The organism is Spirillospora sp. NPDC047418, assembly GCF_040643275.1.
Taxonomy (GTDB): Bacteria; Actinomycetota; Actinomycetes; order Streptosporangiales; family Streptosporangiaceae; genus Spirillospora.
The window spans coordinates 33,188-54,575 of sequence record NZ_JBEYTW010000034.1 but is presented as its reverse complement, the minus strand read 5'-3'; the positions used below and the strand labels follow the sequence as shown (position 1 = coordinate 54,575).

The following is a 21,388-nucleotide window of genomic DNA, read 5'->3' as shown; positions in this document are numbered from 1 at the left end:
TCTCCCGTGGTCGGTCGGAGTCAGCCCAGCCGGTACAGCCGGGTGCCGCTGCCGGAGGTCGTGCTGCCGGTGGACGCGCCGTACTCGCTCGGGTCGACGAGGGTGCCGTGCTGCTGGACCCAGGCGGTGACGGCGGAGTCCGCGCCACGGCCGGGCCCCATTCCGCCGCCGAGCAGGATGTAGCGGAGTCTTCCCTCCCGCACGTACCGCTGGAGTTTGGCGGTGGTCATGGCGGGGTCGCTGCCGGTGAAGCCGCCCATGGCGATGACGGGCCGCCCGGTCCGCAGGATGATCGAGGACGCCTCCTGGGCGCTGGACACGGCGACGAGCCAGGTGGCGCCGCCCTGGTCGCGCTCCAGGTAGGAGATCATCCGCGTATCGACGCGCCCGCCGGGCCCGCCGCCGCCGAACCCGCCGGATGCGCCGGGTCCCGTGCGCGGCCCGCGCCCGTCCCGGCCGCCGCCGTTCTGGCCGCCGCCGGTCTCCCATGGAGGCTGCTTCCCGCTCCGCCCGCCTTGCCCGTCCGGCCCGTCCGGCCCGTTCTGGCCGTCCGGTCCGCCGGGCATGGCGCCGGGACGTCCGCCCGGCATCCCGGGCGGCGTGCCGGAGGGGCCGCCGCGTCCGCCCGGCATGCCGAAGCCGTTGCCGGTGGCGGGCCCGGCGAGCGGGTTGGTGCCGTTGGTGGCGGTGGAGGCGGCCGAGACCGCGTAGGCGCCCGGCCCGGCCAGGGCCGCGACGGCGGCGAGCGCGAGCCCGGCGACGGCGGCGCGGGTCCGGATGCGGGTTCCGGCGCGCGGGATCAGGCGTCCGGTCAGGAGCGCGGCGGCGGCGAGGGCGGTGGTGGCGGCGACGAGCCACCGCAGCCACGGATGCCAGTCCGGGGTGCGGCCCAGCAGGACGAACGCCCAGGCCCCGGTGGCGGCGATCCCGGCGGGCAGGACCCACGCCCACGCCGCCGACCGGCGGTGGGCGGCGAGCAGCAGGACGGTTCCGGCGCCGGTGAGCGCGGCGATGGCGGGCGCCATGGCCGTGGAGTAGTAGGGGTGGAAGGTGCCCTGCGCGAAGCTGAAGACGGCGTAGTGGACGGCGAGCCATCCGCCCCAAAGGATCAGCGCGGCGCGGGCGGTGTCGGTGCGGGGGCGGCGCCGCAGCAGGACGAGCCCGGCGGCGAGGGCGAGGACGGCGAACGGGAGCAGCCAGGAGATCTGCCCGCCGAGGATGTCGTTGAGCAGCCGTCCGGCGCCGGCCTGGCCGCCGAATCCGCCGCCTCCCCCGCGCCCGCCGGGACCGCCGCCGTTCTGGCCGAGGACGCGGCCGACGCCGTTGTAGCCGATGACCAGGTCCCAGGCGGTGCCGTCGGTGCTGCCGCCGATGTAGGGGCGGGAGCGGGCGGGGACGAGGTCGACGGCCAGCACCCACCACAGCGACGACACGGCGAGGACGGCGCCGGCGGCCAGCAGGTGCAGCAGCCGCCGCACGATCCCGGGCCGCGCCGCGATCAGGTAGGCCAGCGCGAACGCGGGGACGACGAGGAACGCCTGCAGCATCTTGGTGTTGAAGCCGCAGCCGACCAGGAACGCCGCGAGCAGCAGGGGCCGCACCCGCCCGGTGGCGACGGCGCGCTGGCACGCCCAGGCGGCGGCGACCATCAGCAGGACCAGCAGGGTGTCGGGGTTGTTGTCGCGGTTGATCGCGACGGTGATCGGGGTGAGCGCCAGGACGGCGGCGGCGATGACCGCGGCGGCGTGCCCGAACGCCCGCCGCACCGTCGTGTAGAGGACCGCGACGGCGGCGACGCCCTCGATGACCTGCGGGAGCAGCAGGCTCCAGGTCCCGAACCCGAGGATCCGGGCGGACAGGCCCATGACCCACAGCGCCATGGGCGGCTTGTCGACGGTGATGTAGGAGCCGGCGTCCAGGGCGCCGAAGAAGAACGCCTTCCAGCTCTGGGTGCCGCTCTTGACGGCGGCGGAGTAATAGGAGTTGGCGTATCCGGCCTCCGACAGCCCCCACCCGTACAGCCCTGCGGCGAGGATCAGGATGGCCCACAGCGCGGGACGGGCCCAGCGGGGATCGTCGCCGCCGCCGAGGAACAGCCGCCGGACGCGCCCGGCGGCGGGGGCGCGGCGCCTGCCGGCGGGTGCGGTGAGAGTCGAGGTCATGACGCCGTCCCTCCGGCGCCGTCCCCGGACGCGGGCACCCGCGCCGCCTGCCGCCCGCCGGTCTGCCCGTCGGCCGGTCCGTCGAGCTGCCCGGTGTGCCGGCCGGTCTGCTGGCCGGTCTGCTGGCCGGTCTGCTGGGCGCCGTGGTGTGCGCCGAGGCGGCGGGGGTGGAAGATCCAGGCGCGCATCAGCAGGAACCGGGCCAGGGTGGCGGCGGCGTTGGCGGCGGCGAGCGCGGCGATCTCCACGGTGCGGGACGCGCCGGGCGCGGCGGCGTGCAGCAGCGCCAGGCCGCCGGTGGACAGGGCCAGGCCGAGCAGGAACGCGGCGCCGCCTTCGAGCTGGTGGCGCAGGGCCCGGCGGGTGCCGGTGACGCCGAAGGTGAAGCGGCGGTTGGCGGCGGTGTTGCCGATGGTGGTGATGGTCAGCGACACCGCGTTCGCCCACAGCGGCCCCATGACCAGGCGCAGCAGCACGAACAGGGCGAGCTGCGCGAGGGTGCTGACGGCGCCGATGGCGGCGAACGCGGGCAGTTGCCGCCGCATCCCCGCGGGCAGGTCGGGCGCCTGGGCGAGGGCATGGGCGGGCGCGGCCCGGCCGACGGGGGCGCGGAACGCGCCGGTGAGCATGCGGCGGCCGACGCGGGCCATGCCGCGCAGGTCGTCGCGGGCGGTGCGCAGCACGTCGACGCGGGAGTCGGGGTCGTCGACCCAGTCGACGGGGACCTCGTGGATGCGCAGCCCGTTGCGTTCGGCGAGCAGCAGCAGTTCGGTGTCGAAGAACCACGCCTCGTCCTCGACCTGCGGCAGCAGCGCCTGGACGATCTCGGTGCGGGCGGCCTTGAACCCGCACTGGGCGTCGGTGAAGCGGGCGGCGAGGGCGGTGCGCAGCAGCAGGTTGTAGCAGCGGGAGACGACTTCGCGGCGGGGCCCGCGGACGACGGCGGACCCGCGGGTGAGGCGGGACCCGATGGCCAGGTCGCTGTGCCCGGAGATGATCGGGGCGACCAGCGGCAGGAACGCGTCCAGGTCGGTGGACAGGTCGGCGTCCATGTAGGCGACGACGTCGGCGTCGCTGCCGCTCCACACGTGCCGCAGCGCCCGCCCGCGTCCCTTCTCCTCCAGCCGGACGGCCCGCACGTGCGGGAGCCGGGCCGCCAGTTCCCCGGCGATCGGCCAGGTGGCGTCGGTGCTGGCGTTGTCGGCGACGGTGACGCGGAACGGGTAGGGGAACGTCGCGGCCAGGTAGGCGTGCAGCCGCTCGACGCTGGCGGCCAGGACGCGTTCCTCGTTGTGGACGGGGACGACCACCTCGACCAGCCGGCCCCGTCCCCCGTGGTCGCGGGGCGAAGGCGGCGGCGCGGCGGGCGTGCCCCGTTCGGTGATGAGGTGACTCATGGGACCGAGGCTGGGCGGCGGCCGTGGGAGGCCGGTGAGGCGCCGCTTAACACGGCATGAGAATCAGTCGCGGGGGCCGGGGGTGCCGGGGAGGCGGACGCGGGCGAGGGTGCCGCCGCCGGGGGCGGGCTCCAGCGCGACGTGCCCGCCGGACTCGGCGACGACGCGGGCGACGATGGACAGCCCGAGCCCGGAGCCGGGCAGGCTCCGCGCGGACGGGGACCGCCAGAACCGCTCGAACACGTGCGGGAGGTCCTCGCCGGGGATGCCGGGGCCGTGGTCGCGGACGGTGAGCTCACCGCCGGTGAGCCGGACGGTGACGGTGCCGCCGGGCGGGCTGAACTTCACGGCGTTGTCGAGGAGGTTGACGACGGCGCGTTCCAGCGAGGCGGGGTCGCCGAGCACGTACCAGGGGCCGATCCCGGCGCCCGCGCCTGCCCCCGTGCCCGCGTCGGTGCCGCCTCCGCCGTCGTCGGTGCCGGTGCCGTCGGTGCCGGTGCGGGTGTCGATGGTGAGGCCGGGGCCGCGCAGCCGGGCGCGTTCCACGGCGCGGGCGACGACGTCGTGCAGCGCGACGGTCTCGGGGACGGGCCGGGTCTCGTCGGGCCGGGCCAGTTCCAGCAGGTCCCCGACGAGGCTGGACAGCTCCAGCATCTGCGCCTTGACGCTGGTGAGCAGGTTGTGGCGGGCGGCGGCCGGCAGGTCGCGGCCGGTGGCCTCGGCGCGCAGCAGCAGGTCGATGTTGGTGCGCAGGCTGGTCAGGGGGGTGCGCAGTTCGTGCCCGGCGTCGGCGATGAGCTGCCGCTGCCGTTCGCGGGCGGCGGCCAGCGCGCCGGTCATCGCGTTGAAGGAGCGGCTGAGCCGGGCGATCTCGTCGGTGCCCTCCTCGGGGATGCGGGTGGCGAGGTCCTCGGTGCGGGCGATGTGCTCGACGGCGCCGGTCAGCTCGTCCACCGGCCGCAGCGACGCCCGCGCGATCGCCAGGCCGGCGGCGGCCGACACCAGGACGCCGAGGGCGGTGACGGCGGTGAGCAGCAGCGCCAGGTTGTCCAGGGGCCCTTCGACCTCGTCCAGGGAGATGGCGTAGGACACCGCGGCGGTGGTGCCGTCCTGCGCGCGGAAGGGGCGGGTGAGGACGCGGACGTGGTCGGCGGCGCCGGAGGCGGTGACGCCGGTCCCGTCGTGGTAGACGTGGCCGCGTTCGCCGCGGGCGACCTCGGTGTCGGCGGCGGTGACCTCCAGCGCGCCGGCGCCGGGCAGGGTGCAGCGCCGCCCGTCGGCGGTGACGACCTGCGTCATCTCGTACGGGCCGGGCGGCGGGTTGACGCTGCCGGCGGGGTCCTGCGCGCAGCGGGCGAGGGCGTCCTCGATCCGCAGGGCGCTCCCCCGGAACGGCCGGTCGTGGCCGGGGCCGGCGCCGGGCGGGCCGCCGGAGGTGACGGCCAGCCGCCGGTCGAGTTCCCGGTACAGCTGGTTGCGGGTGAGCAGCCACCCGGCGGTGGCGCACGCGGCGACGGCGAGCGCGACGGCGGCGGCGGTCAGCAGCGCCATCCGGGCGCGCAGCGTGAGCCGCCGCGTCACCGGGGGGCGGGTCGCGGGGGCGCGGGTCGCCGCCCGGCCGTTCATGGGGACGCCGCGGTGCGCAGCACGTACCCGACGCCGCGGACGGTGTGCACGAGCCGCGGCAGCCCGCCCGCCTCGGTCTTGCGCCGCAGGTACATCACGTACACGTCCAGGGAGTTGGAGGCGGGTTCGAAGTCGAACCCCCACACGGTCTCCAGGATCTGCTCGCGGGTGAGGACCTGGCGGGGGTGGGTGAGGAACATCTCCAGCAGCATGTACTCGGTGCGGGTCAGCTCGACGGGTGCCCCGGCGCGGGCGACCTCGCGGGTGAGGGTGTCCATGCGCAGGTCGTCGAAGGCGAGCACGCCGCCGTCCCCGGGCGCGCCGGCGGCGGCGTTCATGGCGGCGCGGCGCAGCAGGGCGCGGACGCGGGCCAGGAGCTCGTCCAGCTCGAACGGCTTGGCGAGGTAGTCGTCGGCGCCGGCGTCCAGGCCGGTGACGCGGTCGCCGACCATGTCGCGGGCGGTGAGCATCAGCACGGGCATGGTGGCGCCGAGGGCGCGCAGCCGCCGGCAGGTGGTCAGGCCGTCCATCCGCGGCATGAGGACGTCGAGCACGACCAGGTCGGGGGGCTCGCGTTCGACCCGCTGGAGGGCCAGGACGCCGTCGGCGGCGCCGGCGACCCGGTATCCCTCGAACTCCAGGCTGCTGGTCAGCGATTCGCGGACGGCGGGTTCGTCGTCGACGACCAGTATCCGCGCGGGTTCCGCTCCCCGGGTGCCGGGCTCCATGCACTCACCGTAAACAGCGCCGGTGGGAGGCCCGTGCACCGGCCGGGGTTTCTCATGGTTCTCTCAGGATCTTCTGAGGGCCGGTTCACGGCCCGGGCGGGGTCTGCGCGGCGCTGCGGCGCGTGGCCCGCGCCCACGCGTCGCCGCCGCCCCGCCCCGCACCGGGCCCGCTTCCGGTTGCGCCGTCGGGCTCCTGGTCGGGTGCGGGCGTCTCGACGGTGACCTCCACCGTGGCCTCGACCCCGGCGGCGGCTGTTTCGGCGGCGGCGCGCGCCCACGGGTCCCCGTCCGGCGCGCCGGTCTCGACGACCGTCGCCTTGACCGTCGTCTTGACGGGGGCGGGGCGGGTCGCGGTGGTCCAGGTGGTCTTGGCGACGTCCACGACGACGTCGCGGGACACCTCCAGGATCATGCCGCGCAGCCGCTCCTTCATGGCGAGTTTGAGGGCGTCGCGCAGCAGTTCGCGCAGGACGGCCTCCATCGCGGCGGTGAGGGTGCGGGACGCGGCGCGCACGGCCAGGTCGCGGGCGGTGCGGGCGAACGCGCTGCCCGCCGCGGCGGCGACCAGGTCCCCGGCGGTGCGGGCGGCCTCCGATCCGGCGGCGCGGGAGGCGAGCCCGGCCAGCGGCGCCAGCTCGGCGGCCAGCCCGCTGTCGCGGGCGGTGCCGCGGGCGGTGTCGCGCAGCAGGGCGGCGGTGTCGCGGGCGGCCTGCTCGGCGGTCTCGCGGACGACGCGGGCGACGACGTCGCGCCCGGCGGTCATGGCGGCGTCGACGGCGGCGTCGGCGACGGTGTCGATCGCGGCGTCCACCACCATCCGGGTGGCGGCCTGCACGACCGGCGCGGCCGCGGTGCGCCCGGCGACGTCGAGCGCGGTGGCGGTGGCGGCGCGGGCGAGGGGGCTGTCGGCGGCCAGGCGGCGCGCGGCGGCGGCCATGGGGTGCCGGGCGGCCTGCCCGGCCAGCTGCTCGGCGAGGGTCATGGCGGCGGTGGCGGCCTCGAACGCGCCCGCGGTCGCGGGGTTGGCGGCCGCGGCGGCGCGGGCCTCGGTCACGGCCCGTTCGGCGGCGGCGCGCGCGGTGCGGACGGCGGCGTCCCGGGCGGCCCGCTCGATGGCCTTCATGGCGGGGGTGCCCGCGACCTGCTCCAGGATGCGGTCGGCGGCGAGCGCGGCGGCGTCCCGGGCGGCGTCGCGGACCGGTTCCCCGGCGTGCGCGGCCAGCCGCGCGGCGGACGCGGCGGCCGGGGCCAGCCCGTCCCAGATCTCCTCCAGCCGCTCGGCGGCGTCCCGGTCGGCCCGCCGGGCCCGCTCGGCGAGCCCGGGGTCGCGCCGTCCGGCGGCGTCCGAGCCGGGCTCGTTCCGGTCGCTGTCGTGCTGGTCCTTGTCGTCCACGGCCACGCCCCTCATCGCGATCCGCCCCCCAAATCACCATAACTGCCGCCGGCGGGTGGTGGGGGTGGCGGGGTCACCGGCCGCGGCGCCGGTAGGTGCGCACCGACAGCGGGACGAACACCGCGAGCAGCAGCAGGGACCAGCCGAGGGTGGCGGCGACGGGGTGGGCGACGGGCCAGGCCGGGTCCGCGCCGGCGGCGGCGCCGGGGTTGCCGAACAGGTCGCGGCAGGCGGCGGTGAGGGCGCTGACGGGGTTCCAGTCGGCGATCACCTGCAGGACCTTGGGCATGCCGTCGGTGGGGACGAAGGAGTTGGACAGCATCGTGACCGGGAACACCAGCGGGAGGAGCTGGTCGGCGGTCTGCTCGTTCTTGACCACGAGGCCGAGGTAGCAGCCGGCCCAGCTCAGCGCGTACCGCATGAGGGCCAGCAGCGCGAACGCCTCGACGGTGGGCCAGAGGCCGTTGTGGGCGCGCCAGCCGACGATCAGCCCGGCGGCGGCCATGATGACCATGCCGAGGACGCCGTTGAGGATCTCGGCGCCGGTGTGCCCGAAGGGGACTGCGGAGCGGGCCATCGGCATGGAGCGGAACCGGTCCATGACTCCGCGGGAGGCGTCGGTGGCGACCCGCATGGTGACGGCCATGGTGGCGGTGAAGGTGACCATGGCGAACAGGCCGGGCATGAGGTATTCGCGGTAGTTGCCGCCGCCGGGGACGGAGATGGCGCTGCCGAACACGTAGCCGAACAGCACGACCATGACGGCGGGGAAGATGAGCGCGGCGACGAGTTCGCCGGGTTCCTGCCGGATCCGCGACAGTTCGCGGCCGATGAGGACCAGGCCGTCGGCGAGCGTCCAGCGCAGCCGCCCGGCGCGGGTGGCGGGTGCGGGCGGCGCGGCGGGCGCGGTGAGGGCGGTCATCGGACGGTCTCCTTCTCCCGGGCGGCGCCGGCATCGGTGTCGGTGTCGTGGGCGGCGGCGGTGCCGGTGCCGGTGAGGCGCAGGAACACCTCGTCGAGGGTGGGGCGGCGCAGGCCGGCGTCGGCGGCGGCGACGCCGGCGCGGTCGAGTTCGCGGACGACGTCGGCGAGCCGGACGGACCCGGCGGGCAGCGCGACCGAGAGCCGGTGGCCGTCCAGGGCGGGGTGGGCGCCGGTCAGGCCGTGCAGGACGCCGGCGGCGGCTCCGGCGTCGGCGGGGTCGTCCAGGACGACGTCGAGGCGGTCGCCGATCGAGGCCTTGAGCCGGTCGGGGGTGCCGGTGGCGATGACGCGGCCGTGGTCGATGACCGCGATGTCGTCGGCGAGGTGGTCGGCCTCGTCCAGGTACTGGGTGGTGAGCAGGACGGTGGTGCCCTCGGCGACCAGGCCGCGGACGGCGTCCCAGATCTCGCCGCGGCTGCGGGGGTCCAGGCCGGTGGTGGGCTCGTCCAGGAACAGCACCTGGGGGCGCAGGATCAGGCTGGTGATCAGGTCGAGGCGGCGGCGCATCCCGCCGGAGTAGCCGGCGACCTGCCGGTCGGCGGCGTCGGCCAGCCCGAACCGCTCCAGCAGCTCGTCGGCGCGGCGGCGGGCCTCGCGGCGGGGCAGGTGGTAGAGGCGGCCGAACATGCGCAGGTTGCCGCGCCCGGTGAGCTTCTCGTCGACGGCGGCGTGCTGGCCGGCCAGGCCGATGCGGGCGCGGACCAGGTCGGGCTGCCGGGCGATGTCGTGCCCGGCGATGCGGGCGTGCCCGGAGTCGGCGTCGGCGAGCGTCGCCAGGATCCGCACGGCGGTGGTCTTGCCGGCGCCGTTGGGGCCGAGGACTCCGCAGACGGTCCCGGCGGGGACGGCGAGGTCGAGGCCGTCCAGGGCCTGGGTGGTGCCGTAGCGCTTGCGCAGCGCCTCGGCCACCACGATCGGTTCGTCGGTCACGACGCCTCCTCTGGGTACGGTGTACGCATCCCACGGTAGACAACTGGGTACGTCGTACGCAACTAGGATGCTGGAAAGGTCGGCGAACAGGAGGTCCGGTGGCACAGGGCGGGGAGCGGGCGAGCATCTGGTCGGTGCCCGAGCGGCAGGGCCGCGGGCCGCGGCCCGCCTACAGCCGCGCCCAGATCACCGAGGCCGCGGTCCGCATCGCCGACGCCGAGGGACTCGACGCCGCCTCGATGCGCCGCATCGCCGCCGACCTCGGCACCGGCGCGATGTCGCTGTACCGCTACGTCCCCTCCCGCGACGACCTGATCGAGCTGATGATCGACCACGTCCTGCTGGAGGCCGCCATCCCCGACCGGCCGAGCGGCGACTGGCGCGCCGACCTGACGGTGGTCGCCGAGAACACCCGGCGGGTGTGGCGGGCGCACCCGTGGCTGGCGGGCCTGCAGCGCCCCCGCGCCACGTTCGGCCCCAACCGGCTGCGGCTGCTGGAGTTCGGGTTCGGCGCCCTGGACGTCGGGATCCCGATCGACGAGGTCTTCGTCCTGCTGGACATGCTGAACGGCTACGTCGAGCGCGTGGTGCGCGGCGAGATCGAGTGGTCGCGGGAGACGCGGCAGAGCGGGATGACGCCCGAACGCTGGATGCTGCAGAACGCCGCCTACGTCCACGAACTGCTCGGCACGGGCCGCTACCCGATGTTCGAGCGGATCGTCATGGACGCCCGCCTCCCGCACATGACCCAGGAGGAGCAGTTCCGCTACGGGCTGGACCGCGTCCTGGACTGCATCGGCCGCGCACTGCCCGCCTCCGCCGCCCCCCCGGGCACCTGACCGGCCGCGCACAGCGCTCGCAGGCCGGGTCGGGGCCGTCCCGTCGGTCAGGCGGGTGGGAAGTCGCGGCGCTTGAGCTTGGCCATGCGGCCGTCGGGGCCGTGCCAGACGATGCCCTCGTAGGCGCGGGCGCGCAGCCAGGCGGCCAGGCCGTCGTGGTCGAGGGGGACCGCGCCGAGGTCGTCGGCGCCGTGCGGAACCAGCAGGTGCCGGTCGGCGCCCTCCGGATTCCCGTTGATCTTCGGGCCGATGAGCTCGTAGGTGCCGGGCGCGTGCGCGTCCGCGCCGATGGCGGGCCGCAGGTGCCGCCAGAACGCCGACTGCTCGGCCGGCTCCCACCCGATCGTCCTGCCGGTGGCCGGGTCGGTGGACAGGGCGGTGAACCCGGGCGGGGCGTCGCGGCCGGCCCGGACCTCGCGGCGGGCGAGCCACCGCTCCCCGTCGAAGCGGACGCAGGTGCCGTCGTACTTGCGGGTGGCGCGGCCCTCGCCGGCGAACACCCACGCGCAGCCCGGGTCGGGTTCGCGGGTCACGTAGCGGGGGTCGCCGTCCCAGTCGCGGACGAACACGGTGGGGATCTTGCGCATGGCGTCCTCCCGGGTGCGAGCGGCGGGGTCCCGTCCCCAGGGTGACGCGGGGACGGGACCGGTGGCGCCGGCGGGTGCGATCCCGGGCCGGCGCCGGGGGCGGCTGCGCCCGCCGTGATCAGGGTCCCCCGGCCCCGCGGTGCACCGCAACGGGTTTTCCCCGCGACCGGGGCGGCGCCCGCTACCCGCCCGGCTCCTCGCGCGGCAGGACGCCCGCCAGGTACGCCGCGACGGTGGCCCGCAGCCGCTCGGGGGACGGGTCCGCGCCGGCGCCGGCGACCGCGTCGAACATCAGGCCCTCGGCGAGCGCGACCAGGCCCTGCGCGTGCGCGGCGGGATCGGCGGAACCGGCGGCGGCCAGCAGCGCGCGGGCCGCGTCCCGGAACCGGCGCCCGGCGGCGTCGTACACCGCGCGCAGCTCCGGCCGCCGGGTCGCCTCCAGCGCCAGCTCGTAGCGGGCCAGGGTGTGGGCGCGGCCGGCGGTCAGCTGCAGGTGCAGCACGCCGGCCAGCCGCCCGGCCAGCGCGTCGCGGGACAGGCCGGGCGGGGCGCCGGCGCCGGTGCCGGTGAAGCGGCCCTCCTCCAACTCGGTGAGGCGCGCCAGGGCCAGCTCCAGCAGCGCCGCGCGGGTGCGGGCGAGGTTGGACGCCGACCCGGGCGGCAGGCCGGCGGCCGCGTCGACGGCGCGGTGGGTCAGGCCCCGCATGCCGCGGTCGGCCAGCAGGGCGAGGGCGGTGTCGGCGACGAGCCGGGCGCGCGGTGAGCTCACCCCCGGATCCTACCCCGCCGCACTACAGGCGTAGTATCGACACTACGTCCGTAGTCAACGAAGGGTGGCAGCATGCCGCACGCGATCGTCATCGGCGCGGGCATCGGCGGCCTCACCGCCGCCGCGGCCCTGCACGGCCGCGGCTGGACCGTGGACCTGCACGAACGCGCCCCATCCCGGGAACCCGCCGGCTCCGGCCTGGCCCTCGGCCCCAACGCCCTGCGCGCCCTGGACACCCTCGGCGCCGGCGACGCCGTCCGCGCCCTCGCCGCCATGACCGGAACCGGCGGCATCCGCCGCCCCGACGGCACCTGGCTCAGCCGCACCTCCGCCGAGGCCGCGCAGGCCCGCTACGGCGACCCCACCGTCGCCGTCCACCGCGCCGACCTCGTCGAGGTCCTCGCCTCCCGGCTCCCCGGCGGCACCGTCCACCTCGGCTCCACCGCCACCGACGCGCACCCCGACGGCACCCTCACCACCACCGACGCCCGCGGCCGCCGGACCGCCCACCGCGCCGACCTGGTCGTCGCCGCCGACGGCATCCGCTCCGCCGTCCGCACCGCGCTGTTCCCCGGCCACCCGCCCGTCCGCTACACCGGCACGACCGCCTGGCGCGGCCTCGTCACCGCCCCCTTCCCCGACGCCGCGCCCGGCGAGGCATGGGGACGCGGCCAGATCTTCGGCACGGTCCCCCTCGCCGGCGGCCGCACCTACTTCTACGCCACCGCCCGCGCCCCCGAAGGCGCCCGCGCCGCCGATGAGCGCGCCGAACTGCGGCACCTGTTCGGCGGCTGGCACCACCCCGTCCCCGCCCTGCTGGACGCCGTGTCCCCCGCCGCGCTCCTCCGCAACGACGTCTACGACCTCCCCCGGCCCCTGCCCGCCCTCCACCGGGGCAGGATCGCGCTGCTCGGCGACGCCGCCCACCCCATGACCCCCAACCTCGGCCAGGGCGCCTGCCAGGCCATCGAGGACGCCGTCGTCCTCGCCCACACCGCCTCCGCCGCCCACACCGGCACCGGCACCGGCCGGGACGGCGGCCTGGCCGCCTACACCGCCGCGCGGCTGCCCCGCACCACCGCGGTGATGCGCCGCTCCCACCAGGTCGCGCGGCTGACCGCCCTGTCGGGCCGCGTCCCCGTCGCCGCCCGCGACACCGCGCTACGGCTCGCCGGGCTCCTCGGCCCCACCGCCGTCCTCCGCCAGGCCGACATGCTGTTCCGCTGGCACCCGCCCACCTGACCACCGCGACCACGGGCACCCCGGCCGCGACACCGGCCGCACCAGACCGGGGACGCCGCCGGGCCCGCACGCCCCCGGCCGGCCCGGCGCGCCGTAGGCTCGCCGGTGTGACGGGACGCGATCCGGAGTACCTGGCGTTCCTGCGCCGCCGCCTCGCCCGGCCCGACAGCGGCGGCGGGACGGTCCAGGACGCGCGCCGCGAGCACGCCGCCGACCTCGCCCGGTCCCCGCGCCCGCCCATCGACACCGTCCGCGACCTGCATGTGGACGGTCCGGCCGGACCGCTGCCCGCCCGGCTGTACCGGCCCGCGTGGGACGGCCCCGCACCGGTCCTGGTCTACTTCCACGGCGGCGGATGGGTGCTCGGCAACGTCGACTCCTACGACCCCGTCGTGCGGGCCCTCGCCGCCGCCAGCGGCGTCGCGTGGCTGTCGGTCGGGTACCGGCGCCCGCCCGAGGACCCCTTCCCCGCCGCGCTGGACGACGCCGTCGCCGCCGTCCGCTGGACCGTCGCCAACGCCGCCCGCCTGGGCGCCGACCCCGCCCGGGTCGGCGTGGCCGGCGACAGCGCCGGCGGGCAGATCGCCGCCGCGGCCGCCGGGATCCTGCGCGCCGCCGGCCCCGACCGGCCCGTCCTGCAGGTGCTGCTGTACCCGGCCCTGGACCTGCGCGAGGTCCCGCCGCCGCCACCCGACCCCGACGGCCTGCCGCTCCCCCGCTCAGGCGTCGACCGCGCCCTGCGCGCCTACCTGCGCGGCACCGACCGCACCCGCCCCGACGTCTCCCCGCTGCTGGACCCCGACCCCGCCGGGCTGCCGCCCGCGGTCATCGCGACCGCCGAGCACGACCGGCTGCGGCCCCAGGCCGAACACCACGCCGCCCGGCTCCGCGCCGCCGGCGTCCCCGTCACCCACCTCACCGGGACCGGCCTGGACCACGGCTTCCTCGGCTGGGGCGCCTTCGCCCGCCGCCCCGCCGACGCCGTCGCCGAGATCGGCGCCGCCGTCCACCGCGCCCTCACCGGCACCCCGCACGGCCCCGGCCCCGCTCGGCCCCGACCTTAAAGCCGCTTGCCCGGACCGTTTAACGCCCTTGGCACCGGAAATCACAGGTCAAAGGCAGATTTGCCGGAACCCGCCGGCGACCGAGGGGGCCACCGCCTTGCACACGACACACGAAATGGGGAGGGTCCGGACCGCGGAGTCCGGGCTGGAGGAGTGGGCGTGCCCCTCCTGCGGCCGCCGCATCCTGCTGCGGTGGCCACCCCACTACGTCAAGCACGTCCTGGACCACGGCGACGAGAAGGCCTGCCACATCGCCCGCATCGCCGACGACGCTCCCGCCGACGACCCCGACGACACCGGTGAGACCGGTGAGACCGGTGAGACCGGTGGCACCGGTCCGGGCGAACTCGGCGAGACCCCCGTCGCCGCACCCGCCGGCGGCAGGACGGCGAGCAAGGGCGAACACTGCCGCGGCACCCGCCGCTGGCTCCGCGAAACCGGTGCCGCCGCCCTCCACGCACCCGCCCGCGGACTCAACCCCGCCGAACCCGTCTGAACCCACCCGAACTGACCCTGAACCGACCCGGCAGCCGGGGCCCGCTCAGGCGCGCGCCAGCTCGGCGCGCAGCAGATCCAAACCCATCGGACCCAGATCCAGCGCCCGCCGGTGGAACTCCTTCAGATCGAACGCCGCCCCGGCACGCCGCCGCGCCGCCTCCCGCGCCTCCAGCCACACCCGCTCCCCCAGCTTGTAGGCGATCGCCTGCCCCGGACGCCCCAGATACCGGTCGATCTCAAACGCCACCGCCGCATCGGTGTCAGACCCCTGGTGCGACCGCAGGAACTCCAGCCCCAGCTCCGGCGTCCACCGCTCCCCCTCGTGAAACCCCGACCCCGCCGGGATCGGCAGCTCCAGATGCAACCCGATGTCCAAGACCACCCGCGCCGCCCGGAACCGCTGCCCGCCCGCCAGCATCCCCAGCCGGTACGCCGGATCCCGGTAGTGCCCCAACTCCTCCATCAACCGCTCCGCGTACAGGCCCCACCCCTCGCAGTGCCCCGGATGCAGCTCGCTCGACAACCGCTGGAACCGGTTCAACCGCGGATTCAGCGCCGTCACCCCCAACTGCAGATGATGGCCCGGCACCCCCTCGTGGAACATCGTCGTCGGCACCGTCCACGTCACGATCTCCGCCGACGGGTCCTCCACCGTCCACCACACCGTCCCCGGACGCGACAGGTCCTCCGCCGGCGCCACATAGTAGATCCCCGACTCCACCGGCGGAATCCGGCACTCGATCCGCCGCAACGCCTCCGGAGGGTGGAAATGCGCCCCGTCCAGATCCGCGATCGCCCGGTCCGCCAGCTCCTGGATCCACCCCCGGAACGCGTCCGCGCCCACCACCCGGTACGCCGGATCGGCGTCCAGCGCCGCCAGCACCGCCGGCAGCGGCTCACCCGGCGCGATCTCCGCCGCCGCCACCGCCAGCTCCGCCTCGATCCGCGCCAGCTCCTCCCACCCCCACGCGTACGTCTCCGCCAGATCCAGCTCCGTCCCCAGGAAATCGCGCACCCCCAGCCGGTACCGGTCGGCGCCCAGTGCGTCCCGCTCCGGCGCCCGCGCCGCCAGCGTCCCGGTCAGGAACGCCGCGAACTCCGCCAGCGCCGCCGACGCCGCCCGCACCGCCCCCGCCAGCGCCGCACCCAGCGGCCCCTCCCCGTACCGGGCCGCCAACCCCGCCAGGAACACCGGGAACTCCGCGCACTCCCGCGCGTTGCGGACGACCTGCCGCCGCGCCGCGACCCGCCCCCGCCCGCACGCCCGCTCCAGCGACACCCGCAGCCCCGCCAGCGCACCCGGCAGCGCCCCCGCCCGCCCCAGCACCGCCGCCCAGTCGGTCTCGGGCCCCCGATCCAGCAGCTCGACCGCCATCCGCAGCCGCTGCACCGGCCCGTCGAGGGTGTCCAGGAACCCCTCCCGCACCCCCGCCTCGTCCAGCGCCACCTCCACCTCGAGCCGCTCGCGCAGCACCGCCGCCGCGACCCGCTCCGCGTCCCCGCCCGCCACCGGCACCCGGCCCAGCTCCGCCAGCGTCCGCCGCGCCAGCTCCGCCCGCGCCGCCGCCCCCTCCGGGCCGTAGTCGGTCAACCGCGCGTCCTGCCCCGCGATCCCCATCAGCGCCGCCCGGCACGGATCCAGCGCCGCGAACTCGTCCGCGTACCGGCCGGCAAGGTCATCCAGTGCGGTCATCGCCCCAGGCTACGACCCGCACCCGCAAAAGTGATCATGGGAATGTGCCAAAACACCCGCCCTCACAGCGGCGCACCGTCATCGCCACCGGTCCCCGACGGGGACGGCGACGGCCCCGGAGACGACGGACCGGGAGACGTCGGCGCCAGCGACGGGGAAGGAGACGGCGACGACGGCACCGACGGCCGCGACGGCTGCGGGAACGACGGCGCCGGCTCCGGCGGCGGAGGCGGCGGCTCCTTCACCACCGGCTGGCACGCGAACAGCACCGCCATCAGCAGCGCGAGCACCAGCAGCACCGCCACCAGACCCACCGTCGCCGCCACCAGATTCCGCTCCGGCGGACGCTCCCCCACCGGCTCCGCACCCGGCACCGGCGCCTCCGGACGCGCCGGACCCTCCAGCGCCGGCTCCCCCGACCCCAGCCAGTACGGCTGGAACTGCGGCCCCCGCCGCCGCCCGCCCCACCAGGGACGCCCCGACCCCTGGAACACCACCGGCTCCAGGAACCGCTCCGCCCCCACCCGGTCCGCCTCGTACAACGTCGCCACCCACGGCGCCGGACCATCCGGCTGCGCCGCCACCACCGGCGCCGCACCCGCCGGCGCCCCCACCGCCCCCCGCCCCGGCACCGCCCCCGCCGCCGGCACCGCCGCGTTGATCGCCGCACGGAACCGGCCCCGCGCCGCCGCGTCCCCCGCCGCACCCCGGTTCAGCACCGCCACACTCGCGCGCCGCCCCTCACCGTCCACCCCCAGGAACACGATCCCGGCGGCGGACTCCGACAAACGCGCCGACAAACGGAACGGCCCCAGCTGAAGGGGGTCACCCGGCGGCAACGGCCTCGACATGGCCGCAACACTAACAACCCCGCCCCGCCCCGACCGGCCCGATCACCCCGCCGAACCGATCACCACCCGCGCGCACGTATCCCGAACGAACGGGTACAAGTGATCGCGTAGGGTCGTAGCGCACCCCGCCCGGCACACCGCCGGCACACCGCCGGCAGGCCCCCGGGCGGCCGGGACACCGGGGAAACCAGGGACCGCAAGGACACCAGGCACAGCGAGGGGACGCCCACCATGACCATCGCCGCCACCGACGCCGACGAGGCCGCGGCACTCCTGCAGAACACCCTCGCCGAGGTCAAGAAGGTCATCGTCGGCCAGGACCACATGGTCGAACGCATGATCGTCGCGCTCCTCGCCCGCGGCCACTGCCTCATCGAAGGCGTCCCCGGCGTCGCCAAGACCCTCGCCGTCTCCACCCTCGCCGAAGTCGTCGGCGGCACCTTCGCCCGCCTCCAGTTCACCCCCGACCTCGTCCCCTCCGACATCGTCGGCACCCGCATCTACCACCCCTCCACCGAGCAGTTCGACGTCGAACTCGGCCCCGTCTTCGTCAACTTCGTCCTCGCCGACGAGATCAACCGCGCCCCCGCCAAAGTCCAGTCCGCCCTCCTGGAGGTCATGGCCGAACGCCAGGTCTCCCTCGGCGGCAACACCTACCCCCTGCCCCGGCCCTTCATCGTCCTCGCCACCCAGAACCCCATCGAGTCCGAAGGCGTCTACCCCCTCCCCGAAGCCCAGCGCGACCGCTTCCTCATGAAGATCGACGTCCACCACCCCGCCGCCCACGAGGAACTCCAGATCCTCCAGCGGATGAGCGTCGACCCGCCCGAGGCCGCCCGCATCCTCGACACCGGCCGCCTCGCCGGCCTCCAGCGCGCCGCCCAAGAGGTCTCCGTCCACGAACTCATCGCCGACTACATCGTCCGGCTCGTCATGGCCACCCGCGAACCCGACCAGTACCGCCTCCCCGACCTGCGCGGCGTCATCGAGATCGGCGCCAGCCCCCGCGCCACCCTCGGCCTGGCCTCCGCCGCCCGCGCCCTCGCCCTGCTGTCGGGACGCGACTACGTCCTGCCCGACGACGTCCGCGCCGTCGCCCGCGACGTCATGTCCCACCGCCTCGTCCTCACCTTCGACTCCCTCGCCGACGGCATCGACCCCGGCGACGTCATCGGCCAGATCCTCGCCGCCGTCCCCCCGCCCCGCGTGGTCTGGAACCACGGAGCGGCGGCGGTGACGACCGCATGACCGGGCGCACGGGCACCGGACGCACCCCGGGCCGGCGCCGGCACAGCGGCAAGCTCGCCCACCTCGCCCCCGAGCGCACCCTGCGGCGGCTGGAACTCCAGGTCACCCGCCGCCTCGACGGCCTGCTCAACGGCGAGCACCTCGGCCTCATCCCCGGCCCCGGCACCGAACTCGCCGAAGCCCGCCTCTACCAGCCCGGCGAGGACGACGTCCGGCACATGGACTGGGCCGTCACCGCCCGCACCACCACCCCCCACGTCCGCGACCTCATCGCCGACCACGAACTCGAGGCCTGGGCCCTGGTCGACCTCACCCCCAGCATGGACTTCGGCACCCAGACCATGATCAAACGGGACCTCGCCGTCGCCGCCCTCGCCGCCGTCGGGTTCCTCACCGTCCGCCTCGGCGACCGCGCCGGCGCCTACCTCCTGCACGCCGACGGCATGCGCCGCTGGCCCGCCCGCACCGGCAAGGCCGCCATGTACGCCCTCCTCCAGGCCGTCCTGGACGCCCAGTCCGTGCACGACGGCGCGCACCGCGCCGACACCGCCCGCACCGCCGCCGCCCCCCGCGACCTCGCCGCCGCCATCACCTCCCTGGACCGCGGCCAGACCCGCCGCGGCCTCCGCGTGGTCATCTCCGACTTCCTCGCCCCCGACGGCGCCGACCCCGCCGCGGCCGCCGGCGAGGGCCCGCACGGCCGGCCCGACTGGGAACGCCCGCTGCGCCGCCTCGCCGCCCGCCACCAGGTCCTCGCCATCGAGATCATCGACCCCCGCGAACTCGACCTCCCCGACGTCGGACTCGTCGAGATGGCCGACCCCGAGACCGGAACCGTCCACGAGATCGTGCTCAACCGCCGCGTCCGCCAACGGTACGCCGCCGCGGCCGCCGCCCAGCGCGAGCGCACCCGGGCCGCCCTGCGCCGCTGCGGCGCCCACCACCTGGTCCTGCGCACCGACCGCGACTGGATCGCCGACGTCGCACGCTTCGCCCTCCGCCAGCGCCGCGCCGCAGGCCGGCCCGTCAGCACCGCGGGAGTGCGCCCATGACCTTCCTGTCACCCGAACGACTCTGGCTGCTCGGCCTCCTGCCGCTGCTGGCCGCCGTGTACCTGCTCATGCAGCTGCGCCGGCAGCGGTACGCCGTCCGCTTCACCAACCTGGCCCTGCTGTCGCAGGTCGCGCCCCGGCGGCCCGGCTGGCGCCGGCACGTCGCCGCCGTGCTGTTCCTCGCCATGATCACGCTGATGATGGTCGGGTTCGCGCGGCCCGCGACCTCCGTCAAGGTGCCCCGCGACCGCGCCACCATCATGGTCGCCGTGGACGTGTCGCTGTCCATGATGGCCAGGGACGTCTCGCCCAGCCGGTTCGACGCCGCCAAGGCCGCCGCCAAGAAGTTCATCGGCGACCTGCCCGGACGCTTCAACGTCGGCGTCGTCGCGTTCGCCGGCAACGCCAACCTCGTCGCCGCGCCGTCCGCCGACCGGGAGGCCGCCATCGCCTCCCTCGACCAGCTCGTCCTGGCCAAGCGCACCGCCATCGGCGAGGCCGTGTTCACCTCGCTGCAGGCCGTCCGGTCCTTCGACGCCGACGCCCGGCAGGACCCGCCGCCCGCCCACATCGTGCTGCTGTCGGACGGCGACAACACCACCGGCCGCTCGGTCCAGGAGGCCATCGACGCCAGCCGCGTCGCCCACATCCCGGTCTCCACCATCGCGTTCGGCACCCCGTACGGCACCGTCGACATCGAGGGCGAGACCACCAGCGTCTCGGTCAACAAGGAGACGCTGAAGACCCTCGCCGACAGCACCGAGGGCAAGGCCTACGAGGCCGCCGACGCCGGGCAGCTCGACGACGTCTACGACAACATCGGCACCTCCCTCGGCTTCAAGACCGAGCACCGCGACGTCGCCGCCCGCTACATCGGGATCGCGCTGCTGTTCGCGTTCGCCGCCGGCGGCGTCTCCCTCGCCTGGTTCTCCCGCCTGCCCTGACGCGGGGGCCGTCCAGGCGCGCGCCCCGGCCGGTCTTTGCGCCGCGCGCGCACTGATAGCGTCGGCGGACGTGGGGGATCACTACTTCGCCGAGCGGCCCGGGGCCGCGAGCCGGCGCCGCACCGTCGACCTCGTCCTGCCGGACCTGCACCTGCGGCTCGACACCGACAGCGGCGTGTTCTCCCCCGACCGCGTCGACCCCGGCACCCGCGTCCTGCTGGAGACGGTCCCGCCGCCCCCGCAGGACGGCGACCTCCTCGACCTGGGCTGCGGGTACGGGCCCATCGCCCTCACCCTCGCAAAGCGTTCGCCTTCGGCGAGAGTTTGGGGCGTTGACGTTAATCGGCGTGCGCTGGAGATCGCCGAGGGCAACGCCAAAGCCGCGGGCCTTGACAATGTAAGGTTCAACCTGGCGGACGAGATCGACCCCGCGCTGCGGTTCACCGCGATCTGGTCGAACCCCCCGATCCGCATCGGCAAGGCCGCCCTGCACGACCTCCTCCTCGGCTGGCTCCCCCGCCTCTCCCCCGGCGCCCTCGCCCACCTCGTCGTCCAGAAGCACCTCGGCTCCGACTCCCTCCAGCGGTGGCTCACCGGCCAGGGCTTCCCCACCGAGCGGATCGCCTCCCGGTCCGCCTACCGCGTCCTGCGCGTCTCGCCCCGCACGGAAGGCCCCGCCCGATGAGCACCCGCGACCCCAAGAGCACGCCGGACCCCGCGCCCGGCCGCCGGCAGCTGCGCGGCACCGACGTCAAGCGCCTCAACCGCGACTGGCGCCGCCGCACCGACGCCCGCCTCGGCCTGCTCGTCGAATCGGTCACCCAGCCGTTCAACATGGGCTCGATCATCCGCAGCGCCGCCGTGTTCGGCGTCGAGCACCTCTGGCTCGCCGGCAACGCCACGCCCCCCACCCACCGCGGCGTCGCCAAGACCGCCCTCGGCACCGAGCGCCTCGTCCCCTGGGAGCACGCCGGAACCCCCGCCGAGGCCGCCGCCGCCGTCCGCAAGGAGGGCCTGCGCCTGGTGGCCGTCGAACTCACCGCCGACGCCGTCCCCCTCCACGACGCGCCCCTGGACGGCGACGTCTGCCTCGCCGTCGGCGGCGAGGACCACGGCTGCTCCCCCGCGCTGCTCGCCGCCGCCGACGCCGTCGCCTACATCCCCCAGATCGGGCGCGTCGGCTCCCTCAACGTCGCCGTCGCCACCGCCATCGCCCTCGCCGAGGCCCGCCGCCGCGAATGGAGCGGCTAGCGGCCCCGGCCTCCCGGCGGCTGCACCCCGGCACCCACCCGAAATGGGTGCCACCCCCCATGGCCGTCCACGCCCCCTTGCCGCATGGTGGAAGTTCGCCGTGTCCTTTCCCCGGCGACCCCCGACATCC

20 protein-coding genes are annotated in these 21,388 nt (G+C 76.2%); 9 read left to right on the top strand and 11 right to left on the bottom strand.

The genetic code is table 11. The features are described from left to right. Nucleotides 1-20 precede the first annotated feature (20 nt). From ABZ806_RS22000 to ABZ806_RS21970, 7 genes are all read right to left on the bottom strand, one after another. A complete protein-coding gene (locus ABZ806_RS22000) occupies nucleotides 21-2,162 on the bottom strand; it encodes an ArnT family glycosyltransferase (protein ID WP_500219214.1) in 2,142 nt (713 codons plus the stop codon). After that, nucleotides 2,159-3,559, bottom strand: a complete 1,401-nt coding sequence (locus ABZ806_RS21995) for a bifunctional glycosyltransferase family 2/GtrA family protein (protein ID WP_500219213.1) — start codon at nucleotides 3,557-3,559, stop codon at nucleotides 2,159-2,161. Before ABZ806_RS21995 ends, ABZ806_RS22000 begins: the two co-directional genes overlap by 4 nt. Before the next feature lie 63 nt (nucleotides 3,560-3,622). After that, nucleotides 3,623-5,185 carry a sensor histidine kinase gene (locus tag ABZ806_RS21990; RefSeq protein ID WP_500219212.1) on the bottom strand — a complete coding sequence of 521 codons (1,563 nt, stop codon included), beginning with the start codon at nucleotides 5,183-5,185 and terminating at the stop codon, nucleotides 3,623-3,625. Beyond that, a complete protein-coding gene (locus ABZ806_RS21985) occupies nucleotides 5,182-5,913 on the bottom strand; it encodes a response regulator transcription factor (RefSeq protein ID WP_500219211.1) in 732 nt (243 codons plus the stop codon). The genes ABZ806_RS21990 and ABZ806_RS21985 overlap by 4 nt, the downstream gene beginning before the upstream one ends. 85 nt (nucleotides 5,914-5,998) lie before the next feature. Beyond that, the gene (locus tag ABZ806_RS21980) at nucleotides 5,999-7,321 is read right to left on the bottom strand and encodes a hypothetical protein (RefSeq protein ID WP_500219210.1); all 1,323 of its coding nucleotides are present in this window, start codon (nucleotides 7,319-7,321) and stop codon (nucleotides 5,999-6,001) included. Between the two features lie 58 nt (nucleotides 7,322-7,379). Continuing rightward, on the bottom strand, nucleotides 7,380-8,228 hold the full coding sequence (locus tag ABZ806_RS21975; protein ID WP_500219209.1) for an ABC transporter permease: 849 nt from the start codon (nucleotides 8,226-8,228) through the stop codon (nucleotides 7,380-7,382). Next, nucleotides 8,225-9,220, bottom strand: a complete 996-nt coding sequence (locus ABZ806_RS21970) for an ATP-binding cassette domain-containing protein (RefSeq protein ID WP_500219208.1) — start codon at nucleotides 9,218-9,220, stop codon at nucleotides 8,225-8,227. The genes ABZ806_RS21975 and ABZ806_RS21970 overlap by 4 nt, the downstream gene beginning before the upstream one ends. A gap of 98 nt (nucleotides 9,221-9,318) precedes the next feature. On the opposite strand from ABZ806_RS21970, the gene ABZ806_RS21965 reads away from it, so the two are divergent. Beyond that, nucleotides 9,319-10,059: a TetR/AcrR family transcriptional regulator gene (locus ABZ806_RS21965; protein WP_500219206.1), complete on the top strand. Its 741-nt coding sequence runs from the start codon at nucleotides 9,319-9,321 to the stop codon at nucleotides 10,057-10,059. Nucleotides 10,060-10,106: 47 nt separating this feature from the next. Here the strand turns inward: ABZ806_RS21965 and ABZ806_RS21960 are convergent, their stop codons facing one another. After that, on the bottom strand, nucleotides 10,107-10,646 hold the full coding sequence (locus ABZ806_RS21960; RefSeq protein WP_500219205.1) for an RNA ligase 1 family protein: 540 nt from the start codon (nucleotides 10,644-10,646) through the stop codon (nucleotides 10,107-10,109). A gap of 181 nt (nucleotides 10,647-10,827) precedes the next feature. Further along, on the bottom strand, nucleotides 10,828-11,415 hold the full coding sequence (locus ABZ806_RS21955; RefSeq protein ID WP_500219204.1) for a TetR/AcrR family transcriptional regulator: 588 nt from the start codon (nucleotides 11,413-11,415) through the stop codon (nucleotides 10,828-10,830). A gap of 72 nt (nucleotides 11,416-11,487) precedes the next feature. On the opposite strand from ABZ806_RS21955, the gene ABZ806_RS21950 reads away from it, so the two are divergent. From ABZ806_RS21950 to ABZ806_RS21940, 3 genes are all read left to right on the top strand, one after another. Further along, nucleotides 11,488-12,657, top strand: coding sequence for an FAD-dependent monooxygenase (locus ABZ806_RS21950; RefSeq protein ID WP_500219203.1), 1,170 nt, complete (start codon nucleotides 11,488-11,490; stop codon nucleotides 12,655-12,657). A 107-nt stretch (nucleotides 12,658-12,764) separates the two neighbouring features. Then, nucleotides 12,765-13,721 (top strand): alpha/beta hydrolase, encoded by a 957-nt coding sequence (locus ABZ806_RS21945; RefSeq protein WP_500219202.1) that lies wholly within the window; start codon nucleotides 12,765-12,767, stop codon nucleotides 13,719-13,721. A gap of 115 nt (nucleotides 13,722-13,836) precedes the next feature. Further along, nucleotides 13,837-14,217: a hypothetical protein gene (locus ABZ806_RS21940; protein WP_500219201.1), complete on the top strand. Its 381-nt coding sequence runs from the start codon at nucleotides 13,837-13,839 to the stop codon at nucleotides 14,215-14,217. A gap of 45 nt (nucleotides 14,218-14,262) precedes the next feature. Here ABZ806_RS21940 and ABZ806_RS21935 read toward each other — a convergent pair whose 3' ends face one another. Both ABZ806_RS21935 and ABZ806_RS21930 read right to left on the bottom strand, forming a co-directional pair. Then, a complete protein-coding gene (locus tag ABZ806_RS21935) occupies nucleotides 14,263-15,912 on the bottom strand; it encodes a DUF885 domain-containing protein (protein ID WP_500219200.1) in 1,650 nt (549 codons plus the stop codon). Between the two features lie 62 nt (nucleotides 15,913-15,974). Further along, nucleotides 15,975-16,763: a hypothetical protein gene (locus ABZ806_RS21930; protein WP_500219199.1), complete on the bottom strand. Its 789-nt coding sequence runs from the start codon at nucleotides 16,761-16,763 to the stop codon at nucleotides 15,975-15,977. 231 nt (nucleotides 16,764-16,994) lie between these two features. On the opposite strand from ABZ806_RS21930, the gene ABZ806_RS21925 reads away from it, so the two are divergent. The 5 genes from ABZ806_RS21925 (at nucleotide 16,995) to ABZ806_RS21905 (ending at nucleotide 21,258) form a co-directional block, all read left to right on the top strand. Continuing rightward, on the top strand, nucleotides 16,995-18,011 hold the full coding sequence (locus ABZ806_RS21925; RefSeq protein ID WP_500219198.1) for an AAA family ATPase: 1,017 nt from the start codon (nucleotides 16,995-16,997) through the stop codon (nucleotides 18,009-18,011). Further along, on the top strand, nucleotides 18,008-19,063 hold the full coding sequence (locus ABZ806_RS21920; protein WP_500219197.1) for a DUF58 domain-containing protein: 1,056 nt from the start codon (nucleotides 18,008-18,010) through the stop codon (nucleotides 19,061-19,063). Before ABZ806_RS21925 ends, ABZ806_RS21920 begins: the two co-directional genes overlap by 4 nt. Continuing rightward, nucleotides 19,060-20,007 carry a VWA domain-containing protein gene (locus tag ABZ806_RS21915; RefSeq protein WP_500219195.1) on the top strand — a complete coding sequence of 316 codons (948 nt, stop codon included), beginning with the start codon at nucleotides 19,060-19,062 and terminating at the stop codon, nucleotides 20,005-20,007. Before ABZ806_RS21920 ends, ABZ806_RS21915 begins: the two co-directional genes overlap by 4 nt. 70 nt (nucleotides 20,008-20,077) lie before the next feature. After that, entirely contained in the window at nucleotides 20,078-20,692 is a 615-nt protein-coding gene (locus ABZ806_RS21910) for a class I SAM-dependent methyltransferase (protein WP_500219194.1), read from the top strand. Beyond that, nucleotides 20,689-21,258, top strand: a complete 570-nt coding sequence (locus ABZ806_RS21905; protein ID WP_500219193.1) for a TrmH family RNA methyltransferase — start codon at nucleotides 20,689-20,691, stop codon at nucleotides 21,256-21,258. Before ABZ806_RS21910 ends, ABZ806_RS21905 begins: the two co-directional genes overlap by 4 nt. Nucleotides 21,259-21,388: the final 130 nt, after the last annotated feature.